The 18,276-nt window shown below is 52.8% G+C and carries 17 protein-coding genes; 7 read left to right on the forward strand and 10 right to left on the reverse strand.

What is annotated here, in order from left to right:
• Nucleotides 1–25: 25 nt before the first annotated feature.
• Nucleotides 26–619 carry a hypothetical protein gene (locus tag KK062_RS16320; RefSeq protein WP_254085392.1) on the forward strand — a complete coding sequence of 198 codons (594 nt, stop codon included), beginning with the start codon at nucleotides 26–28 and terminating at the stop codon, nucleotides 617–619.
• 90 nt (nucleotides 620–709) lie between these two features.
• On the opposite strand, the gene KK062_RS16325 is transcribed toward KK062_RS16320, so the two are convergent.
• Both KK062_RS16325 and KK062_RS16330 read right to left on the reverse strand, forming a co-directional pair.
• Nucleotides 710–1,735: a hypothetical protein gene (locus KK062_RS16325; RefSeq protein WP_254085393.1), complete on the reverse strand. Its 1,026-nt coding sequence runs from the start codon at nucleotides 1,733–1,735 to the stop codon at nucleotides 710–712.
• 41 nt (nucleotides 1,736–1,776) lie between these two features.
• On the reverse strand, nucleotides 1,777–2,097 hold the full coding sequence (locus KK062_RS16330; protein WP_254085394.1) for a Rieske (2Fe-2S) protein: 321 nt from the start codon (nucleotides 2,095–2,097) through the stop codon (nucleotides 1,777–1,779).
• Between the two features lie 61 nt (nucleotides 2,098–2,158).
• Between KK062_RS16330 and KK062_RS16335 the strand changes: the two genes are divergently transcribed.
• Nucleotides 2,159–3,469, forward strand: a complete 1,311-nt coding sequence (locus tag KK062_RS16335) for an amidohydrolase (protein WP_438836050.1) — start codon at nucleotides 2,159–2,161, stop codon at nucleotides 3,467–3,469.
• Nucleotides 3,470–3,741: 272 nt separating this feature from the next.
• On the forward strand, nucleotides 3,742–4,464 hold the full coding sequence (locus KK062_RS16340; protein WP_254085395.1) for a hypothetical protein: 723 nt from the start codon (nucleotides 3,742–3,744) through the stop codon (nucleotides 4,462–4,464).
• Here KK062_RS16340 and KK062_RS16345 read toward each other — a convergent pair.
• From KK062_RS16345 to KK062_RS16365, 5 genes are all read right to left on the reverse strand, one after another.
• Nucleotides 4,461–5,222 (reverse strand): cyclase family protein, encoded by a 762-nt coding sequence (locus KK062_RS16345; RefSeq protein WP_254085396.1) that lies wholly within the window; start codon nucleotides 5,220–5,222, stop codon nucleotides 4,461–4,463. The genes KK062_RS16340 and KK062_RS16345 overlap by 4 nt on opposite strands.
• A gap of 27 nt (nucleotides 5,223–5,249) precedes the next feature.
• Nucleotides 5,250–6,035: a phosphatase PAP2 family protein gene (locus tag KK062_RS16350; RefSeq protein ID WP_254085397.1), complete on the reverse strand. Its 786-nt coding sequence runs from the start codon at nucleotides 6,033–6,035 to the stop codon at nucleotides 5,250–5,252.
• Between the two features lie 20 nt (nucleotides 6,036–6,055).
• Nucleotides 6,056–7,195, reverse strand: a complete 1,140-nt coding sequence (locus KK062_RS16355) for an acyl-CoA dehydrogenase (RefSeq protein ID WP_254085398.1) — start codon at nucleotides 7,193–7,195, stop codon at nucleotides 6,056–6,058.
• 134 nt (nucleotides 7,196–7,329) lie between these two features.
• Nucleotides 7,330–8,028 carry a zinc metallopeptidase gene (locus KK062_RS16360; RefSeq protein WP_254085399.1) on the reverse strand — a complete coding sequence of 233 codons (699 nt, stop codon included), beginning with the start codon at nucleotides 8,026–8,028 and terminating at the stop codon, nucleotides 7,330–7,332.
• A gap of 126 nt (nucleotides 8,029–8,154) precedes the next feature.
• Nucleotides 8,155–10,083 carry a tetratricopeptide repeat-containing sensor histidine kinase gene (locus tag KK062_RS16365; RefSeq protein WP_254085400.1) on the reverse strand — a complete coding sequence of 643 codons (1,929 nt, stop codon included), beginning with the start codon at nucleotides 10,081–10,083 and terminating at the stop codon, nucleotides 8,155–8,157.
• Between the two features lie 182 nt (nucleotides 10,084–10,265).
• Here KK062_RS16365 and KK062_RS16370 point away from each other — a divergent pair, with 182 nt between their 5' ends.
• The 3 genes from KK062_RS16370 (at nucleotide 10,266) to KK062_RS16380 (ending at nucleotide 13,948) form a co-directional block, all read left to right on the forward strand.
• Nucleotides 10,266–12,545, forward strand: a complete 2,280-nt coding sequence (locus KK062_RS16370; protein ID WP_254085401.1) for a TonB-dependent receptor — start codon at nucleotides 10,266–10,268, stop codon at nucleotides 12,543–12,545.
• 12 nt (nucleotides 12,546–12,557) lie between these two features.
• Nucleotides 12,558–13,445, forward strand: a complete 888-nt coding sequence (locus tag KK062_RS16375) for a DUF4249 domain-containing protein (protein WP_254085402.1) — start codon at nucleotides 12,558–12,560, stop codon at nucleotides 13,443–13,445.
• Between the two features lie 68 nt (nucleotides 13,446–13,513).
• On the forward strand, nucleotides 13,514–13,948 hold the full coding sequence (locus tag KK062_RS16380; RefSeq protein WP_254085403.1) for a nuclear transport factor 2 family protein: 435 nt from the start codon (nucleotides 13,514–13,516) through the stop codon (nucleotides 13,946–13,948).
• 14 nt (nucleotides 13,949–13,962) lie between these two features.
• Here KK062_RS16380 and KK062_RS16385 read toward each other — a convergent pair whose 3' ends face one another.
• From KK062_RS16385 to KK062_RS16395, 3 genes are read right to left on the reverse strand one after another with little or no spacing between them, the layout of a single operon-like run.
• A complete protein-coding gene (locus KK062_RS16385; protein ID WP_254085404.1) occupies nucleotides 13,963–14,637 on the reverse strand; it encodes a carboxypeptidase-like regulatory domain-containing protein in 675 nt (224 codons plus the stop codon).
• Nucleotides 14,638–14,646: 9 nt separating this feature from the next.
• On the reverse strand, nucleotides 14,647–15,150 hold the full coding sequence (locus tag KK062_RS16390) for a cupin domain-containing protein (protein ID WP_254085405.1): 504 nt from the start codon (nucleotides 15,148–15,150) through the stop codon (nucleotides 14,647–14,649).
• Nucleotides 15,151–15,164: 14 nt separating this feature from the next.
• Entirely contained in the window at nucleotides 15,165–17,444 is a 2,280-nt protein-coding gene (locus KK062_RS16395; protein WP_254085406.1) for an NADP-dependent malic enzyme, read from the reverse strand.
• Nucleotides 17,445–17,528: 84 nt separating this feature from the next.
• On the opposite strand from KK062_RS16395, the gene rlmB reads away from it, so the two are divergent.
• Nucleotides 17,529–18,269: a 23S rRNA (guanosine(2251)-2'-O)-methyltransferase RlmB gene (gene rlmB / locus KK062_RS16400; RefSeq protein WP_254085407.1), complete on the forward strand. Its 741-nt coding sequence runs from the start codon at nucleotides 17,529–17,531 to the stop codon at nucleotides 18,267–18,269.
• Nucleotides 18,270–18,276 lie beyond the last annotated feature (7 nt).

Raw genomic sequence — 18,276 nt, forward strand, 5'->3', positions numbered from 1 at the left:
ATTAACCTCTTTAACAACGATTCTCATGAAGAAACTAACGATACTAATTGTCGCGTTGCTGCCCCTCGTGGCCTACGCACAGGACTTTAACAAAGACCTTGCCTCTGCACGCACAGCCTATAGCGGCGGCAAGCTCGAAGACGCCCGCTTCGCCATGCAGCAAATGCTGAACGATATAGACGTGCTGGTCGGAAAAGAGATCATCAAAATATTGCCAGCGAAGATGGATGCCCTCGCTTCCAACCCCAAAGAAGATCAGGTAACGGCTAACACCGGTATAGCAGGCGCGCAGGTTCAACGCACGTATGGAACCGGCACAAAAAACGCAACAGTCGACATCATGAGCAATTCGCCGCTTATCGGTTCCGTTAATGCCATTTTATCCATACCATTCGTGGGAAATTCAAGCGATGGTACGCAGAAGGTTGTGAAAGTACAAGGCTATAAAGGGATCTTACAAAAGAGCACGGACACGGAAACGAACAAAGAGAACTTTACTTTGCAGGTGCCGCTGAACTCCGCGCTGCTCACCTTTACTGTAAACGAAAGCAACGAAGCCGATGTGCTGCGGTTGGCCAACACCATTCCCGTAACACAGATCGCTAAAATGGTGCAGTGAGAATTTAGAATATATTCAGACGCGTAGCGCAAAGAAATAGCCCGTCCGAAGAAAGGAGTTTCCGTTACAGGAGCTCCTTTTTTTATCTTGTCAGTTCAGGCGCAGCTCGGCCTTCATGCCGCGCAGCTGGTTTAAGAGTGCCTGCTGCCACGTTGTATCGGCATCCCACTTGGTGCCCAGGAACACATTGCCCGAGTCGATGTGCTTGAAATATATCTTGTACACGATCTCGTCGGATGGAATATTTCTGAGCTCTTGCTGCGGACCAGGATACGCCACCGATACCAATGCAGTCTCACCGGGTTTCACCTCATAGCCCAGCAGTTCCTTGGCCACGCTGCCGCGTGTACGCACAATACAAAGCACATACAACGAGCCCTGCTTGCGCAGATCCTTTTCGGAAACACCGGGCTCCGTCATTTTATACTTGAGGGTATAGTTGTCTTTAAAGATCTGCTCCAGTTCTTTATCCAGCGCCTCGTCGCCAAACTTCGGCACCGCCAGGGGATCTACTTTCAGGTCCATGGCAAAGAACTCATTGCGCTTACCCAGGATAGGGTTCACCGTCAGTCCCGTCTCGGGCTGATCATTGATCAGCAGATTTAATTTCTTTAAACCGCTGGAGCTGGTGCGGTATAACGTTTTCAGCGCTTCCGTAAGGTTGCTATTCGTCACCGACCACGCTGATTGCTTACCATCGAGCACCGTCTCCTTGCCATTGAATACCGTGATCGTGATGCGATAACGTATACTGTCCTTCTCGATAAACACCAGGTTGGAGAACTCGCGCTTCAGCAGGTAATTGCCAAACGCGCGGGTAATGTCGTTGCCGGCCATGAGCATATCCAGGTCGAAGTATGCCACTGCGTCGATGCCCGACCGCTGAAAATATTCTTGAGCGACCAGCAGTTCTTTTTCCGTGAGGGTATAGTCGTGAAAGACCGCCGTGCGTGTAGCCAACAGCTTCTCGGGCAGTGGGCCGGTGAGGTTCAGCCGGTCGATCCAATTGTCGGGGGTAAAATAACTTTGGGCAGCGGCGGGTTGAAACAGGCCGGTATACAAAACAAGCAGGAAACACGCAGACAGAAAGCGCAGGTCCTTGGTCACAGGGGGCATCGGCAGCATGGGTTAAAAACGCAAATAGCGACGAATGTATTTTAAATACCAATAAAAAAACCTGTTTCGTCCGTTTTAATCGGATAAGTTGCCAGGGCGCGGCAGCTGGAATCCATCGCCCGGCCGGTTTTTAGCTCAAAACGGTAATTGTGCCACGGGCAAATGATCTCTCCCAAATGGTTGACGTGCCCCTTGCTAAGCGACTCCTGGTTGTGGGTACAGGCATCTTGCACGGCATAAAAGTCGTCGCCATAATGCACCAGTGTAATGCGCCGACCATACACTACGAGCAACCGCGGCTTGCCAGACAGTAATTTTTCTCTTGCCTCCACGGTGTTGGAAAAGATTTTGATCCACTCCATATTCTTTGTCGTTGGTTGCCAGACCGGGAATCAATATCTTGTCTCCCCCACATCCGATCCTATGATGAAGATACGCGTTTGTAGTCTACTTTTACTAGCCCTTGCCTCGGGCGCCATCGCCCAGGTAAACCCCAAGCTGCAGGCTAAGCTCGAACAACAAGCCCGCCAGCTCGAACCGTCCGTCATCACGTGGCGCCGCCACCTGCACCAATATCCTGAACTGTCCAACCGCGAAATAAAGACCGCCGCCTATGTCGCTGAGCACCTACGCAAGCTGGGTCTCGAAGTACAGACCGGTATAGCCCACACCGGCGTGGTGGCGCTGCTGCGCACCGGCAAGCCCGGACCCGTCATCGCGTTGCGCGCCGACATGGACGCACTGCCCGTAACGGAACGCAACAGCCTGCCATTTGCTTCCAAAGAGAAAGCCATCTTTAATGACCAGGAGACCGGCGTCATGCACGCGTGTGGTCACGACTCGCACGTGGCAATTCTCATGGCCGTGGCCGAAATCCTCAGCAAAAATAAAAACGACCTCAAAGGGACCATTAAGTTTGTTTTTCAGCCCGCCGAAGAAGGACCACCCAAAGGCGAGGAGGGGGGAGCCGACCTCATGGTGCGCGAAGGCGTGCTCGACAATCCCAAGGTAGAGGTAATCTTCGGCCTGCACATCCAGGGCATTCGCAAGCTTGGCCAGATCGCCTATAAACCCGCCGGCATGATGGCCGCCTCCGATTGGTTTACCATCAAAGTAAAAGGCAAACAGTCACACGGTGCTGCACCGTGGCTCGGTATAGATCCCATCGTTGTGTCAGCGCAAATCATCAACGGTATTCAGACCATTGTGAGCCGGCAAACCCAGCTGACAAAAGAACCGGCCGTTATATCTGTCGGCATGATCAATGCCGGTGTGCGTCAGAACATCATTCCCGAAACAGCCGAAATGAGCGGCACGATCCGCACATTCGACCCCGCTATGCAACAAGATATACACGAGAGGCTCAAGCGCACCGCTACGCTCATCGCCGAAAGTGCCGGTGCCACCGCCGAGGTAACGATCGACCGCAAGACCCCGGTAACATTCAACGACCCCGCCCTGACCGAGAAAATGGTCGCCAGCCTCGTAAAAGCCGCCGGTGAAGAAAATGTAGCCCGCATTCCCGCCGACACCGGCGCCGAGGACTTCGCCTACTATCAGCAGAAAATCCCTGGCTTTTTCTTCTTTGTAGGCGCCTGCCCGCCCGACACAGACCCCGCCAAGGCTCCCTCACATCACACCCCCGACTTCATGATGGACGAACGCGGCATGCTTACCGGCCTCAGAGCCATGCTAAACGTCACGGTCGACTACATGTACCATAAAACAGAGTGAGTGTGAAAGCGAGAGCGCATACGGCTATTTCCCCACTGGCCCGGTAATTCCCTCTACAGCACAGTTCGACCGCAAAGGTTTTCGAGGAAATATACTATACCACACATTGTGGAAAAATGGGGAATTTAAAACCATTCATAACATTTCCCTAAATAACATGCAGATATAGTTGACATTGCAGTGTCAATACGACAATATTGCGCCCGTGAATAGGTTTGGAGTATAGATAGAAAACTAAACCCCATTAACAATTTGATAACACCCAACTAAAGATGACCCAATCCCTAACCTTCCTCTGTCGCTTTATAGTTCTGCTTGCCTTCTTAACGATCTCCGCCGGTGCCTTCGCCCAGCACGAGTATCGGATCAAACTGTACCAGCATACGTCTTCGCTGGAAACAGTATATCAACGCCCGAGTAGCGCTGTCCCGGATGAGAAGAGTGGGGATAGGCATTTCACGACGGGTACATTTTCAGTGGCTTTCAGCATCATATCCCTCCGCGGTGGGTTTCATCACGAGTTTGAGCTCTTCGTACCGCAGATCGATCGATCAGCACAAGGTATTCAATTCCCAAGAAACTTTGGGTTAAGCCGCAGCGCGTTGACAACCGATGTGATCAGCGCGTATTCCTTTCGCTATGAAATTAATCAGGATATCACCAACGTCACCAAACGGTTTGTGCTGAACCTCGGCCTTGCCGTCAATCCATACCACATCAATATGGAGTTTAAGCCGCACGAGCGCAATGTTTTCGAACGAAATGTACAGATCACAGGAGCAACGATCAACATCATTCCCCGCGTGAGCTGCCAATTGACGGATAGACTCAGCCTGGAGTTGAATGTTCCTGTAAATGTATTCGACATCTACAGAAGTAAACAGCGCATTGACAATCCAGGTGCTTCCTTGAGAGCCCAGACCAACGCGGGCACGGAGCATACGTTCTTCCAGGACATATACACCGTGCGTTTTGGCGTTGCCTATACCCTTTAATCCATAATCGCGACCACCCTCGCCGGCGCCGCCGACGCGCCTTTGATCTTTAGCGGAAAGAGTGCCACTTTAAAACCCTGGTAGGGCAACGCATCGAGGTTGGTAAGCTGCTCGAGGTGGCAATACTCTTTGTCACGGCCCACGAGATGGCCTTCCCAGAAGAGCTCGGCATTGCCGCTCTCCCTGGCCTTTTGCACCATGTAGCGCAGCGGCAGGTCCCAACCCCACTGGTCGATGCCCATCACCTTGATGCCCTGGTCGATTAGCCAGGCCGTTGCTTGCGCGCTCATGCCCGTGCCGCGCTCAAAGAACTCCTTTGTGCCCATATGCTTGTCGCGACCGGTTTTGATCAGTACGATCAGTCCGGGCTTTAGCGACAGGTTGTTCTTCGAAAGGAATTGCTGTATATCTTCGACCGTGATGGCCTCGAAGTCGGCCTTGTGTTTCATATCAATGACAATGCCGTCTCCATAGCACCACTCCAGCGGCACCTGGTCTATTGTTTTAGCCGGCTTGCCTTCGCTGGTAGGCGCATAGTGCCACGGCGCATCCAGGTGTGTGGTGGAATGAACACCCATCTGTTGAATCGAATCGTCAGCCCAGCCAATAAAGTTCTTGGGGAACAAGCGGAACGGTAACCCCAGGTAACGGATCAGCCAACGCGCTTTGCGGTGCGGCTTGTGTTTGATCCTGACCTTCATAAAGAAAGGGTCGCCTGGGTTGTACTGGATGGTCTTGGAGAGATCGATAATTTTCATGTCGGCAATGTTACCGAACGAGGGACGTTACGGCAACCCTCCCGTGTCACTTTCTTTTTTCAACACTGCTCCACGCACCACCGGTATCGATAGCACCAGGCTCGCCAGCAGTATGCCCAGGGCCGCGCCGGCGCTAACATCCCGCGCTGTATGCACCCCCATAGCCACGCGCGACACTGCCACCAACATAGCCCAAACCAACGGAAGCACATGCAGCCAACGGAATCGTTTTCCAGCCAGGTGATAGAGAAAGAATGCGAGGATCGTACCGAGTAGGAAGGTGTTAAAGGAATGCCCCGACGGAAAAGAATACCCTACCTCGTTAATCCAGTGCGCCACGACACGCGGATCCATGTTCCGGAAAGTAACAGTATCCGGCAAGATCAGGTCTTCATAAAACTTCCGGCGCTCGGGCTCCGTCAATGAATAAAGCGAATCCAGGTCGGCGGTAGATTTCGACTCGCGTAAAATATAGGTATGGCTTGGCCGGTGTACGCGAATGAGCGTCTTGATCACGTTCTCATTGAGATAAGCAAACGACGCGAGCACTGCTCCAAGCGTTAACACCGTCAGAAAAAATACCCTGGCCTTTTGCGTCAGCGAGCTAAACGAACCGGCATATAAGATTGCTGCCAACAGTACAATGATGGTCGTGCCCCATTGGCCGCCCGACTCGGTCATCCAATACATAAATGTACACCAGGCGCTATCGCGCGAGCATGCGCTGAATGCTACCGGCAACACAAAAACAGTAAAAACCAGCAGCCCGTAAAATGACAGAACTGCTGGTAAGATAGGACGGAGAAGTCGCATGATAGTGATAGCGTGATTACTTACTTCAACAGCTCGCGCGAGATCACCATTTTCTGAATCTCGGTGGTGCCTTCATAGATCTGTGTGATCTTGGCGTCGCGCATGAGCCGCTCTACATGATATTCTTTTACATAGCCATAACCGCCGTGAATCTGTACAGCTTCCGATGTTACCTCCTGGGCGATCTGCGAAGCAAACAGTTTTGCCATGGCGGCGGCCTTTACAAAATCTTGCTTTTGATCTTTGCGCCACGCCGCCTGGTGTACCAACAAACGTGCTGCATCGATCTTGGTAGCCATGTCCGCCAACTTAAATTGAATAGCCTGGTGTTCCGACAGGTTCTTGCCAAACGCTTTGCGTTCCTTCGAGTACTTCAGTGCCAGCTCGTACGCACCGGCAGCAATGCCCAGCGCCTGCGAGGCAATACCGATACGCCCACCGTTGAGCGTGGTCATGGCAAAGCTAAAGCCAAAACCGTCGTCGCCAATGCGGTTGGCCTTTGGCACTTTTACGTCGGTAAACATCAGTGAGTGCGTGTCCGACCCGCGAATGCCCATCTTATCTTCTTTCTTGCCCACCACAAAACCAGGCATGCCCTTCTCGACGATCAGCGCATTGATGCCTTTGTGTTTCTTCGCAGCATCGGTCTGTGCAATGATAATATATACACTTGCACTGTTGCCGTTGGTGATCCAGTTCTTGGTGCCATTCAGGAGGTAATAGTCGCCTTTATCTTCGGCCGTTGTGCGTTGGCTGGTAGCGTCGGAACCGGCTTCGGGTTCGGAGAGACAGAAGGCGCCAATCAGCTCGCCTGTTGCCAGGCGCTTCAGGTACTTTTCTTTCTGTTCTTCTGAACCGTATTTTTCCAGTCCCCAGCAAACAAGGGAATTGTTAACCGACATACATACGGACACCGACGCATCTATTTTCGAAATTTCCTCCATGGCCAGCACATACGAAATGCTGTCCATGCCGCCGCCGTTGTATTTCGGGTCAACCATCATGCCCATAAAGCCGAGCTCGCCCATTTTTTTTATCTGGTCCTTCGGAAATTTTTGTTCGGTGTCTCGTTCGATGACCCCTGGTAGAAGCTCATTCTGTGCAAAATCGCGTGCTGCCTGCTGTACCGCCAGGTGCTCTTCAGTAAGTTGAAAATTCATAAAATAATAGCGTATGGGTTAATGATAGACAGGCAATATACTGTGTGTTTCTTTTTCTTTATAGGCAGAACGCCGAAAAAAGAGAAGCCCGGGCGGAAGACCCGGGCTTTGGATAGTATAGTCTTGATAAGATATTACTCGTCGCGCTGACCGAGGAACAGCATCACGTAGTAAAACAGCGTTGTCAGCGCACCGATGGCGGCTACTACGTACGTCATAGCGGCCCATTTCAGCGCATCTTTGGCCATATCATATTCGGCATTGTTTACAATACCGCGGGATTGCACCCACGCCAGTGCGCGCTTGCTGGCGTCAAATTCCACCGGCAGAGTAATCAGCGCAAACAGTGCAAACACACCGTAACACGCAATGATGATCAGCAACGCCAGGTTCCAGGGAAGGACGTGCGAGGCAAACATAGATCCGAATATCATCACCATAAACAAGAAGTTAATCACGCGCGCGCTGATGTTCTGGATCGGCACCATGGCCGAACGAAACTCCAACATGCTGTAGGCGCGTGCGTGCTGCACAGCGTGACCGCATTCGTGCGCGGATACGGCCGTTGCGGCGGCGTTGCGACCGTGGTATACACCCTCACTCAGGTTTACCGTTTTTGTCGCCGGGTTATAGTGGTCCGTCAGCTCGCCTTCTACGCTAATGACCTGGACATCGTGAATGCCGTTGTCAGCCAGCATCAGTCGTGCCACTTCCGCACCGGTCAGGTCGCGCGTGAGATGCGTCTGTGAATATTTTGCAAACTTGCTTTTCATCCGGGCACTGACAATCATGCCAATGATCATGAAGAAAATACCAATAACGAAAGCTCCCATGTGTATTCTATTGATTTAAAAAGGTTATTTCTATTTACTCAAACAGGCTAAGCATCAAGGTTTGCGCCAAACCCTAAGGTCTGCCAATTCGACATAATAACAAACGAAATTAAGGGGTTTCGGGTTCTATAAAACCGATTCCGGTTCCGGCATGCCGGGACGGCAGGGAGCAAGTGGCAGGCTGATGCTCACCTCGGTGCCTTCGCCGGGTGTGCTCGAAAGGTGAAGGGTGCCGTTATTGCGGCTGATAAATTCCTGGCATAGCAAAAAGCCCAATCCCGTGCCTTTTTCTTGTTGCGTGCCCGACTTCGTAAAATATTCGTGACTGTTTAACAAACGCGCTTTTTCATCGGCAGTAAGGCCGATACCATAGTCGCGCACGCGCACCGCGCACATCGTGCCCTGGCCCACGGCCGAGACCACCACGGTGCCACCCGATTTGGAGAACTTAATTGCGTTATGCAACAAGTTGCGGAGAATAAGCTGCAGTTGGTTAGCGTCGGCGAGAATGTCCAACCCTTCTCCGATTTGTTTTTCCAGCGTCACGTGCTTGCGTTCGGCGAATTCCGCCAGCAGCGCGCAGGCTTCATCGACTGCCTGCTGTACGGCGAGGGTCTTCTTTTCGGTGCGAATGCCGTCCATTTGGCTTAGCGACCAGCTGAGCAAATTCTCTAAGGTGCGCTGGGTGCTGTTAAGGTTGGTTTTCAGTTTGTCGGATACCGCGATAAATTCCTGCGGCGTCATGATGTTTGCCGTCAGCAGGTGCAGCAGCGACTGCAGGTTGGCAACGGGCCCGCGCAGGTCGTGGCTGATGACCGAAAACAGTTTCGACTTTAATTGATTAAGCTGTTGCAGAAACTCCGCCTGTGACTCGACCTCCTCTTTTTGTTGTTCAATGGCCAGGTTGCGCTCCGCCAGCGCCTGGTTAACACGTTGTTGCGAAATGCGCAGGCGCACCAGCAACAGGATAACCACCACCAGCAAAACAACACCGACCCCCAGCACAATCATCAGCATGCGCTGAATTTCCACCCGGTGCTTCTGGACCATATTCTTCTGGGCCAGTGTTTCGATCGTACGATCTTTTGTTTCCAGTGCATAGAGCGATTGCATCTCCTGGATTTGCCGGCTCTTCTCGGCATTGTACAAACTATCTTTTAAGATACTTACCCGCTTGAGTTGCTGTGCCGCGGGAATGCCCTGGCCCATCTGCGTATAGACCTCCGCCAGCAACGTGTGTGCACGTACTTGCAGGGTTAGGTTGTGAATACGGTCGTTTAAGGCGATCGATCGCCCCAGGTAATGAATCGAACGGTCGTATTGCTTGCGGCGATACGCAATGTCGGCTGCGTAGAAATAAGAAAAGCCCAGGGCGCGGGTGTTTCCCACCAGACTGTCGAGTGCCATCGACTTACGATTATACAAATCACTTTTTGCATAATCGCCCATATCCAAATATGCCCGCGCTTTGCGGCCATAGAGGATGCTAACGCGCAATGAGTCATTGATCGTACGATAATAAGCAATACCCTTGTCGGCATAGGCTAAAGCCGAATCGTAATGTTTAGTTTCTGCCAGCAGTGTAGATTTCTCGCGATATGTGTCGGCCAGTAATTGCTGATCGTGATGCTTTACGGCCAGGCGCTGTACTTTGTTGAGAAATTCTTCCGCCTGGACGTAGTCATCTCGGTCGATAAACGTACGCGCCAGCGCCAGCATGACCAGGCCACGCAGGTTTGTATAGGCATGCGGGTCTTGATCCAGCAAACGCAGTGCTTTGTAGCCATACTCAGTGCTGAGCCGGTAATTGGCTTTGGTCCAATTCGCTTTGCTCAACACATAATAGCTATATGCCTCGAGGTAAAGATTCTTTTTCGGTTGAACGTGACTGAGCACTGCGTGGGCCAGTGCAATCGATGAATCAGGTTGAGACAGAACAAGACCGTATGCCTGGGAAGCTATGCCGGCGAGATGAACGCTGTCAGCCGTTTGCAGCGGGGCCGTAGGAGAAAGCCCGGCCGCGGCATACCATAAAAGCGCTATAATTCCCTTCATTCGTCATAAAACGTTGAAAGTAAAATCTTTCCGGCATGACATAAAAATCAAATCGCCGTAAAAAGGCATGTAAGATTCGGTATTCATAAAATACATTTTTTTAAAATACATTGTCTAACGCTGTAAAGTACAACGTGGCCCGGATATTGTTTCGTTACCTTTGTACGTTACAGCGTAACAATATGCTGCGGAGCCTAAGCCTGATAATACTCGTGTTGATGGATTTTGTTGCGGTGGCGCAACAAATAACGATCAAAGGTACCGTGCGCGATGCCAGTGGTGAACGTTTACCTTCTGCTTACGTGCTTTTTACCCCCGATTCTATTCACGTTACGACCGACAACCAGGGTCACTTTTCGGTGCGCGTACCCACTGGCCCCAAGGTATGCCAGGTCACCTATATTGGGTACGAACGCTATCAGAAGTCGTTCACATTGCGCGGAGACACAACCCTTACCGTTGCGCTACGGTCCACTCCGGGCCAACTGCAGGAAGTGGTCATCACCGGCACGCGCAATGTGCAGCAAGACGTCTTTAACTCCAACCGCACCAGCACGTACCTCCTGACGCAAGAAGATATCAACGCATTGCCTGTACTGGGCGGCGAAGCAGATGTGATTAAAGTCTTGCAACTGTTGCCCGGTACGTTGCGCGGCGCCGATGGAAGCTCTGACCTCTTCGTGCGCGGCGGCGCAGCGGACCAAAACCTCGTGCTGCTCGACGACGTGCCCATCTACAACACCAGTCACCTGTTCGGGTTTCTATCGGTGTTTAATCCCGACATCCTCGACCACGTAGAGGCTATCAACGGTGGCTTCCCCGCCGAGTTCGGGGGCCGCCTGTCGTCCATCCTCAACATCAAAACCACCGCCGACGTTCCCGAACGCACGCATGTTTCCGGTGACATCGGCGTACTCGCTTCGCGTCTCTTTGTCGAGCAGCCACTCGTCAAAGACAAAGCAAGCATTTGGATTGCTGGTCGACGGACGTATATCGACCAGGTGGTAAAGGCACTCGGCGAAGAGCTGCCCTATTTCTTTTACGACCTCAACGGCAAAATATTACTGAAGCCCACACCGCGCGACCATGTGGAAATGAGCTACTACGGTGGCGAAGACGTACTCGATTTCTTCCGCGACCGCGACAACGACGGCAGTGGCTTCACGACCACCTACGAAGCCGGCAATAACAGCCAGTCGGTCCGTTGGGTACATGCATTCGACCATGGGTGGAAAAGCGAGCTCTCCGCCATTCGCTCGGAATACCGGTATAACATTCGCAATGCCTTTGAAGACAACGAGCTGGTGGCATTCTCCGACATCGAAGACTACGGTGCCCGCTGGTCGATACACAAAGACTCTTTACGCGGCGGCGCCTCATTTAAGACCGGCGCCGAATGGACACGTCACGCTGTAAGTCCCAATATTATTAATACACAGGGCACGTTTTCACAGATCTTTGAAAGCAGCATCGCCCAGGGCCGTATTGCCAACGAGTTTGCTGTACATGCGCAATATGAATGGTCACCCCTGACACACCTGCGCATCAATGCCGGTATGCGCGGTTCCATGGCCGCTGTCACCAATCGCAACTACGTCAATGCCGAGCCCCGGCTGTCGGCGCGCTATTCGCTGACAAACAACCAGGCGCTCAAGCTCAGCTATTCGCGCATGGTACAATACATACATCGCATATCAAGCTCCGCGGTATCGTCGCCCACCGACATCTGGTACCCGGTAACCGATGCCATTGTGCCGCAGACGTCAAACCAACTAGCCCTGGCGTGGCAGAATACATTTCGTGAAGACAATATATTCCTAAGCGTGGAGGCCTACTATAAATCCATGGATCACCTTATTGGCTACGAAGAAGGCACCAACCTGTTTATGAACAACGACTTCGAGTCAAAGCTCATCCAGGGCCGGGGCCGTGCCTGGGGACTGGAAGTATTGCTGCGCAAAGAAGCGGGCCGTTTCAAAGGATGGATCAGTTATACCCTGTCATGGTCACGACGTCAGTTCGATGAGGTGAATGACGGCGCCTGGTTCTACTCGCGCTACGACCGCCGCCACAACGGAGCTATTGTGGGGCAGTATGCTCTGGGCAAGCGCTGGGCCGCATCGGTGGTATGGGAATTTATATCGGGCTCGCGCTTTACACCGATTATTGGGCAGTATGCCGTGGCCGCGCCCACGTTGACGGGCGTCGACCTCATTCCCATATTCTCTGGTATCAACGAGGTGAAGCTGGCCAACACACACCGCCTCGACATCGGTATCAAGTTCAAAAGCCGTCCGCACCGCCGTTATCAGTGGGAGTGGTTTGCCGGCGTATACAACACCTATAACCGCGCCAACCCTGTTGCGATTACCATTGAGCAGGACGATGACGGCACACTGCGTTACGAACAGCCGGGCCTGTTCGGCGCCATTCCCTTTATCAGCTATGGCTTTAAATTTTAATGACACGCGTATATGAAGCAACACCCCCTCACATGGCAACAAGGTCTGATCGGCGCAAAGCTTCTCGCGCTGGGACTACTGGTGGGCAGTTGCTTGCCGGAACCGCTGCCAGTGGATGGCATACCGGTGCTTAAGCCGCAGATTGTGGTGTCAACACAGATCGTTCCCGATCAATTGCCGAATGAATCATTCGTCGTGCTGCTCACGAAGAGTTTTGGTGCGCTCGATGCCAGCGACGACAGCGACCCCTACGAGCTCATTCAGCAAATCGCCGTAGACGATGCCGTCGTCAGCATCATGGGTCCGGATAGCGCCTACAACCTGTTTAACATCGGCAGCGGTTTATACGGCGGGGTAGCAATACCGTTTGTGCCGCATGCTTCATACCGGCTGGAAATTACCAGTGAATCCCTCGGGTCTGTAACAGCGACGACCACCGTGCAGCCACCCATCACCTTCGACGAGCTTATTGCCGAGCTATACTTCAACGGCTTCGATGACACGTTGCTGCAGGTCACACAGCAGTTTACCGACCCCGTCGGCAAGGATTATTATATGGTCAATGTACAAGACATCAGACGCCAGGATGTCTTTGAGAACCTTCTCAATCCGCGGGGTTTCACGCGATTGATTGAAGATGTGAACTTTGATGGGGAAAAACACCGCGAATCGTTCCGCGTGGTGTACCGCGATTACTACGCCGGAGACACAACAGCCATTTACCTTGCGCGTATCAGCGAAGAATATTATAACTTTATGAAACTGCGACTCGACAATCGTTATAGTTTTGTTGAATACCTCAGTGAGCCGGTAAACTACCCCACCAACGTAGTCGGTGGAAAAGGATTCTTTAACTTATACGTGCCCGACGTGCGGATTAAACATGTGGGCGTGGATTAACGGCGGTGCAACCACACGGCACGTTCTTTTAGTAGTGATTCGGGAATTAATAAACCGCACGAACGGCCATGGAAAATAAAAGCAAGCGCGACGAGATCATCGAAGTTGTCAACAAACTGTTCATCTATACCGACACCCGGCAGTGGAGTCGTTTACAGGATGAAGTGTTTACACCCATCGTACAATTTGATCGGGGACAGGAAGGAACCGTGGACCTGTCCGGAGCGGACATCGCCAGGTTGTGGAATGAAGGTTTTCGCGACCTGGGAGCCATTCACCACCAGGCCGGGAACTACCTGGTGAGCTTCGGCCACGAGTCCATCGAAGCAGACGTCTTTTGTTATGCCGTGGCCTATCACTTTACCAAAAGCGATCCCGTGGAAAAACTGCGGGAATTTGTCGGACAATACAACCTGCATGTGGTCCTGACAGACCAGGGGTGGCGTATCGATAGCTTTAAGTATACGCTCACCTATCGAAGTCCCGACGCCACGACGTTGTAGCCCGGGAGGGTGGATTATTTCTGGGTGGGGGTTGGAGCGTTGCTCTCAAAGAAATTGTTGAGCAACGAGACCAGCTCCGGGGCGGTCAGGTAATACATCACCTTCACATTGCGTGTATTGAAATCGGCCAGCAAATCATAGTACGCTGTTTCCGTCAGCGCATACTTTTGCATCAACCCGCTTTTGGTCTCCGGAGTATTGATGACCACATCGACATACGTCTGCGCCCGGGCGTTGTCTTCCCTCAGCCAGACCAGCTTGCGCTTTTGTTTCTTCGTCCGCGATAAATAAAATGGTACGCGACGGCGGTCGATCTTTTCGTTCTCCTCGTCAAACAGGCCCTCGTACGGATCCATCCGCCGCGATTGCACCGTAACGGTATTCAGCAGAATGCTCTTATCGCGCATGCGGATCACGCTCGGTTCCCAATCCCATAAGGGCTGCTCGATGGTCTGGTAGCCCACCACCGACAATACGAGCGTATCGCGCCGCGTAGCGGTAATGACAAAACTTCCTTGCATGTCCGTAGAAGTACCGCGCAGAGAATTCTTTACACGTATGTTCACAAAGGGCAACGCCGCAAACGTAGTAGAGTCCACCACCACGCCTTTAAACGTTTCCTGCTGCGCAAGCAGCGCAGTGAACGGGCACAAAAGAAAGGGGAGGAGGAAAGAGAGTCTGCGCAGCATCAACAGCATTTACGGGTTTGTCAGCGACGTTATGATGTCGGCATGGCCCGAAAAAGTTTTAAGCAGTGTCGCGCGATCGGCCATTTCAAAGTCGACAAAGTCAAATCCCGGGGCTACCGTGCAACCCGCCAGCGTATAGCGACCCGGTGCTTGGAGGCGAGCGCCGAACCAGGTGTTGGCCGGTACGACTACTTGCAACGAGTCACCCTGTAAGAGATCAGCGCCTAACCGGTGCACTGTCAGCCCGGTTTCTTCGTGCAATACATAAATGGAAAGACTGTCGCCGGCGTGGTAATGCCAGAGCTCGTCGGAGCGGATGCGGTGAAACACCGAGCGATCCTGCTCCCGCAAAAGAAAATAAATGGCGGTGGAGAAGCTCCGCCTGCCGGTAAAGCGTGCCGGCAGGCCAGAGGTTTCAATAGCTTCCGCAGCGCGGTATGTCTCACGGTAAAAGCCTCCTTCCGGGTGAGGCTTCAGGTCTAAACAACGTACCCAATAGGCTGCGTCCTGCATGGTGACGATATCGATTAAAGGTGATCGTTCTGCTCGTGTAATTGCGCATCCACTACGGCGATGGCCGCCATATTGACGATCTCGCGAATGGAGCTGCCCAGCTGCAGCACGTGTACCGGCTTCTTCATGCCTAACAAAATCGGACCAATCGCGTCCGCACCACCGATCTCCATCAACAGCTTGTATGCAATATTACCCGACGCCAGGTTGGGGAAGATGAGTGTGTTGGCGGGCTGGTCGGCCAGCGCGCTGAACGGGAATGTTTCCTGTTGTATTCTCGTGTCAAACGCCACGTTGCCTTGAATATCACCTTCTACTACCAGCGAAGGATCTTTCTCCCGCGCCAACCGTACGGCCTCACGTGTTTTGGTCGGCACCTCGCCTGTCGACGAACCGAAGTTGGAGTACGACAATACCGCGATGCGCGGGTCCATGTCGAAGAACTTCACACCTCGCGCGGTGAGCTCAATGATACCGGCCAGCTCTTGCGCATTCGGGTTGACATTGACCGTTGTATCGGCGAAGAAGAACGTGCCATTTTTGTTCATAATGATATACATACCCGCCACGCGATCGACACCGTCGGCGGTGCCGATGATCTGCAGCGAAGGCAGAATGGTTTTCGGATAGTCTTTGGTCAGACCGCTGACGAGCGCGTCGGCGTCGCCGAACTCTACCATCATCGCGCCAAAGTAATTGCGCTCACGCATCTGGCGCATGCTGTCCAGGTAAGAGAGACCCTTGCGCTGGCGCTTCTGGTATAAGCGTTCGGCGTAGCGGGCTACTGTAGCGTCGTCTTCGCGCGGATAGATGATCGGGCAATCTGCCAGGTCGAGGTCGTACTCTTTGATCAACGCGAGGATCTCTTCGCGATTACCCAGCAGAATCGGATGCGCGATGCCCTCGTCTTTGAGGATCTGTGCCGCTTTGAGAATCTTGTGGTGATTTGCTTCGGCAAAGACCACGCGCTTGGGATTCTGTTTGGCGCGCTCGATGATACGCGAAATAAGCTTCTGATCTATACCAATGCGGCGTTGCAGGTCATGATGATACGCACCCCAATCGGTGATCGGGTGCTTCGCAATACCCGAGTCCATCGCCGCCTTGGCTACCGCCGGCGACACCGTGGTAATCAGGCGTGGGTCGAGTGGCTTGGGAATGAGGTACTCGCGACCAAACTGAATGCGGTCGGTTCCATAGGCTTTTGCCACCATGTCGGGTACAGGTTCCTTGGCCAGTTCCGCCAGGGCATGCACCGCGGCGAGCTTCATCTCCTCGTTGATCTCCTGCGCGCGTACATCGAGTGCGCCGCGGAAGATATAGGGGAAGCCCAGCACATTGTTTACCTGGTTAGGATGATCGGAGCGGCCTGTTGCGAGGATAGCATCTTGCCGCGTGCGGCGCGCTAAAGTATAGTCGATCTCCGGGTTCGGATTGGCCAGCGCAAACACGATCGGGTCTTTGGCCATGTTGTTGAGGTCTTCCGGCGTAATAGCGTCGGCCACCGAGAGGCCTATAAATACGTCCGCGCCGACCATCGCTTCTTGCAGCGTGTTGAAGGGCACGTCTAGTACAAACTGTTGTTTGATGGAATCCAGGCCCGTGCGCTTGGTGTTCAGCACGCCCTTGCTGTCGCACATAATGATGTTTTCCTTCCGGGCACCGAGGGCGATGTATAGCTTGGTACAGCTCACCGCGGCAGCACCCGCACCGTTCACGACGATCTTGACCTCGGCCATCTTCTTGCCGACGATCTCGAGCGCGTTCAGCAGCCCCGCGGCCGAAATGATCGCCGTGCCGTGCTGGTCGTCGTGCATAACCGGGATGTTCATTTTCTCCTTCAGCTCCGTCTCGATCTTAAAACATTCGGGGGCTTTGATGTCTTCGAGATTAACGCCACCAAAAGTGGGCTCCAGCGACTTCACGATCTTGATAAAGGAGTCGGGATCCTTCTCGTCGATCTCGATGTCGAACACATCGATGCCGGCGAACTTCTTGAACAAAACACCCTTACCCTCCATGACGGGCTTGGACGCTTCCGGACCAATGTCACCCAATCCCAATACGGCCGTACCGTTGGAGATCACGGCAACGAGGTTGCCCTTTGCAGTGTATTTATAGACGTCCTCCTTATTGGCGGCAATTTCTTTGCAGGGTTCGGCCACCCCGGGTGAATATGCTAACGCGAGGTCCAGCTGGGTACTCAGTACTTTGGTCGGTACTACTTCAATCTTTCCCGGCTGCCCTTGCATATGGTAATTCAGGGCATCTTCCTTTCTGATTTTAATAGACATGCAGTCGTTGGTTGTTAAAGGGCCAAATATAATCACCTTAAATTTATTGTGATTTGCGAATTCATTTTTGGACTTTTGCCCGACATGGAAAAATCAGACATGATTTACGGCACCCGGGCCGTGATCGAGGCCATTGTGGCAGGAAAAGAAATCGAAAAAGTGATGATTCAGTCCGGGTTGACCAATGACCTGATAAAAGAGCTGATCGCCACGGCTAAAAATCACCGGGTACCCTTCACGTTCGTGCCGGCCGATAAGCTCAAGCGCATGTCTTCCCGCAACCACCAGGGCGTCATCTGCCTGTTGGCCGCTGTAACCTTTGTACCCCTGGATAACCTCATTGACAAGGCCTTTAGCGAAGGCCGTGAGCCATTTTTTCTGCTCATGGATCGTGTTACCGACGTTCGCAACTTTGGCGCCATGGCCCGTACGGCGGAGTGCGCCGGCCTGGACGGTATCATCATTGGCGAAAAAGGCAGCGCCCCCATTACCAGCGACGCCATGAAAACCTCGGCGGGCGCCCTCAATCACCTGCCCGTAGCGCGTGAAGCCGACCTGAAAAAAACTGTCAAATTGTTGCGCGACAGCGGTATACGCGTGGTAGCGTGTACGGAAAAGGCCAAAGAAGACCTCTACGACGTAAACCTGACAGGCCCCATCGCAGTTATTCTGGGCTCAGAAGAAGATGGTATTTCAGATGTATTGATCCGCGAAGCCGACGAGCTGGCCCGCATCCCCATGCAGGGAAAGATCGGCTCCCTCAACGTATCGGTCGCCGCCGGCGTCGCCATCTATGAAGTAGTACGTCAACGCCGCAAAGGATAAGATAATA

Origin of the sequence: Dawidia cretensis (genome assembly GCF_018598175.1) — a bacterium.
In the GTDB taxonomy this organism is placed as follows: Bacteria; Bacteroidota; Bacteroidia; order Cytophagales; family Cyclobacteriaceae; genus Ohtaekwangia; species Ohtaekwangia cretensis.

Coding starts and splice junctions, on each gene's coding strand:
- KK062_RS16380 (WP_254085403.1), top strand. CDS start 13,514: ATGGAAAATAAAAGCAAGCGCGACGAGATCATCGAAGTTGTCAACAAA.
- KK062_RS16350 (WP_254085397.1), bottom strand. CDS start 6,035: ATGCGACTTCTCCGTCCTATCTTACCAGCAGTTCTGTCATTTTACGGG.
- KK062_RS16335 (WP_438836050.1), top strand. CDS start 2,159: ATGATGAAGATACGCGTTTGTAGTCTACTTTTACTAGCCCTTGCCTCG.
- KK062_RS16390 (WP_254085405.1), bottom strand. CDS start 15,150: ATGCAGGACGCAGCCTATTGGGTACGTTGTTTAGACCTGAAGCCTCAC.
- KK062_RS16330 (WP_254085394.1), bottom strand. CDS start 2,097: ATGGAGTGGATCAAAATCTTTTCCAACACCGTGGAGGCAAGAGAAAAA.
- KK062_RS16395 (WP_254085406.1), bottom strand. CDS start 17,444: ATGTCTATTAAAATCAGAAAGGAAGATGCCCTGAATTACCATATGCAA.
- KK062_RS16345 (WP_254085396.1), bottom strand. CDS start 5,222: ATGAAAATTATCGATCTCTCCAAGACCATCCAGTACAACCCAGGCGAC.
- KK062_RS16320 (WP_254085392.1), top strand. CDS start 26: ATGAAGAAACTAACGATACTAATTGTCGCGTTGCTGCCCCTCGTGGCC.
- KK062_RS16340 (WP_254085395.1), top strand. CDS start 3,742: ATGACCCAATCCCTAACCTTCCTCTGTCGCTTTATAGTTCTGCTTGCC.
- KK062_RS16360 (WP_254085399.1), bottom strand. CDS start 8,028: ATGGGAGCTTTCGTTATTGGTATTTTCTTCATGATCATTGGCATGATT.
- KK062_RS16375 (WP_254085402.1), top strand. CDS start 12,558: ATGAAGCAACACCCCCTCACATGGCAACAAGGTCTGATCGGCGCAAAG.
- KK062_RS16355 (WP_254085398.1), bottom strand. CDS start 7,195: ATGAATTTTCAACTTACTGAAGAGCACCTGGCGGTACAGCAGGCAGCA.
- rlmB (WP_254085407.1), top strand. CDS start 17,529: ATGGAAAAATCAGACATGATTTACGGCACCCGGGCCGTGATCGAGGCC.
- KK062_RS16370 (WP_254085401.1), top strand. CDS start 10,266: ATGCTGCGGAGCCTAAGCCTGATAATACTCGTGTTGATGGATTTTGTT.
- KK062_RS16365 (WP_254085400.1), bottom strand. CDS start 10,083: ATGAAGGGAATTATAGCGCTTTTATGGTATGCCGCGGCCGGGCTTTCT.
- KK062_RS16325 (WP_254085393.1), bottom strand. CDS start 1,735: ATGCCCCCTGTGACCAAGGACCTGCGCTTTCTGTCTGCGTGTTTCCTG.
- KK062_RS16385 (WP_254085404.1), bottom strand. CDS start 14,637: ATGCTGCGCAGACTCTCTTTCCTCCTCCCCTTTCTTTTGTGCCCGTTC.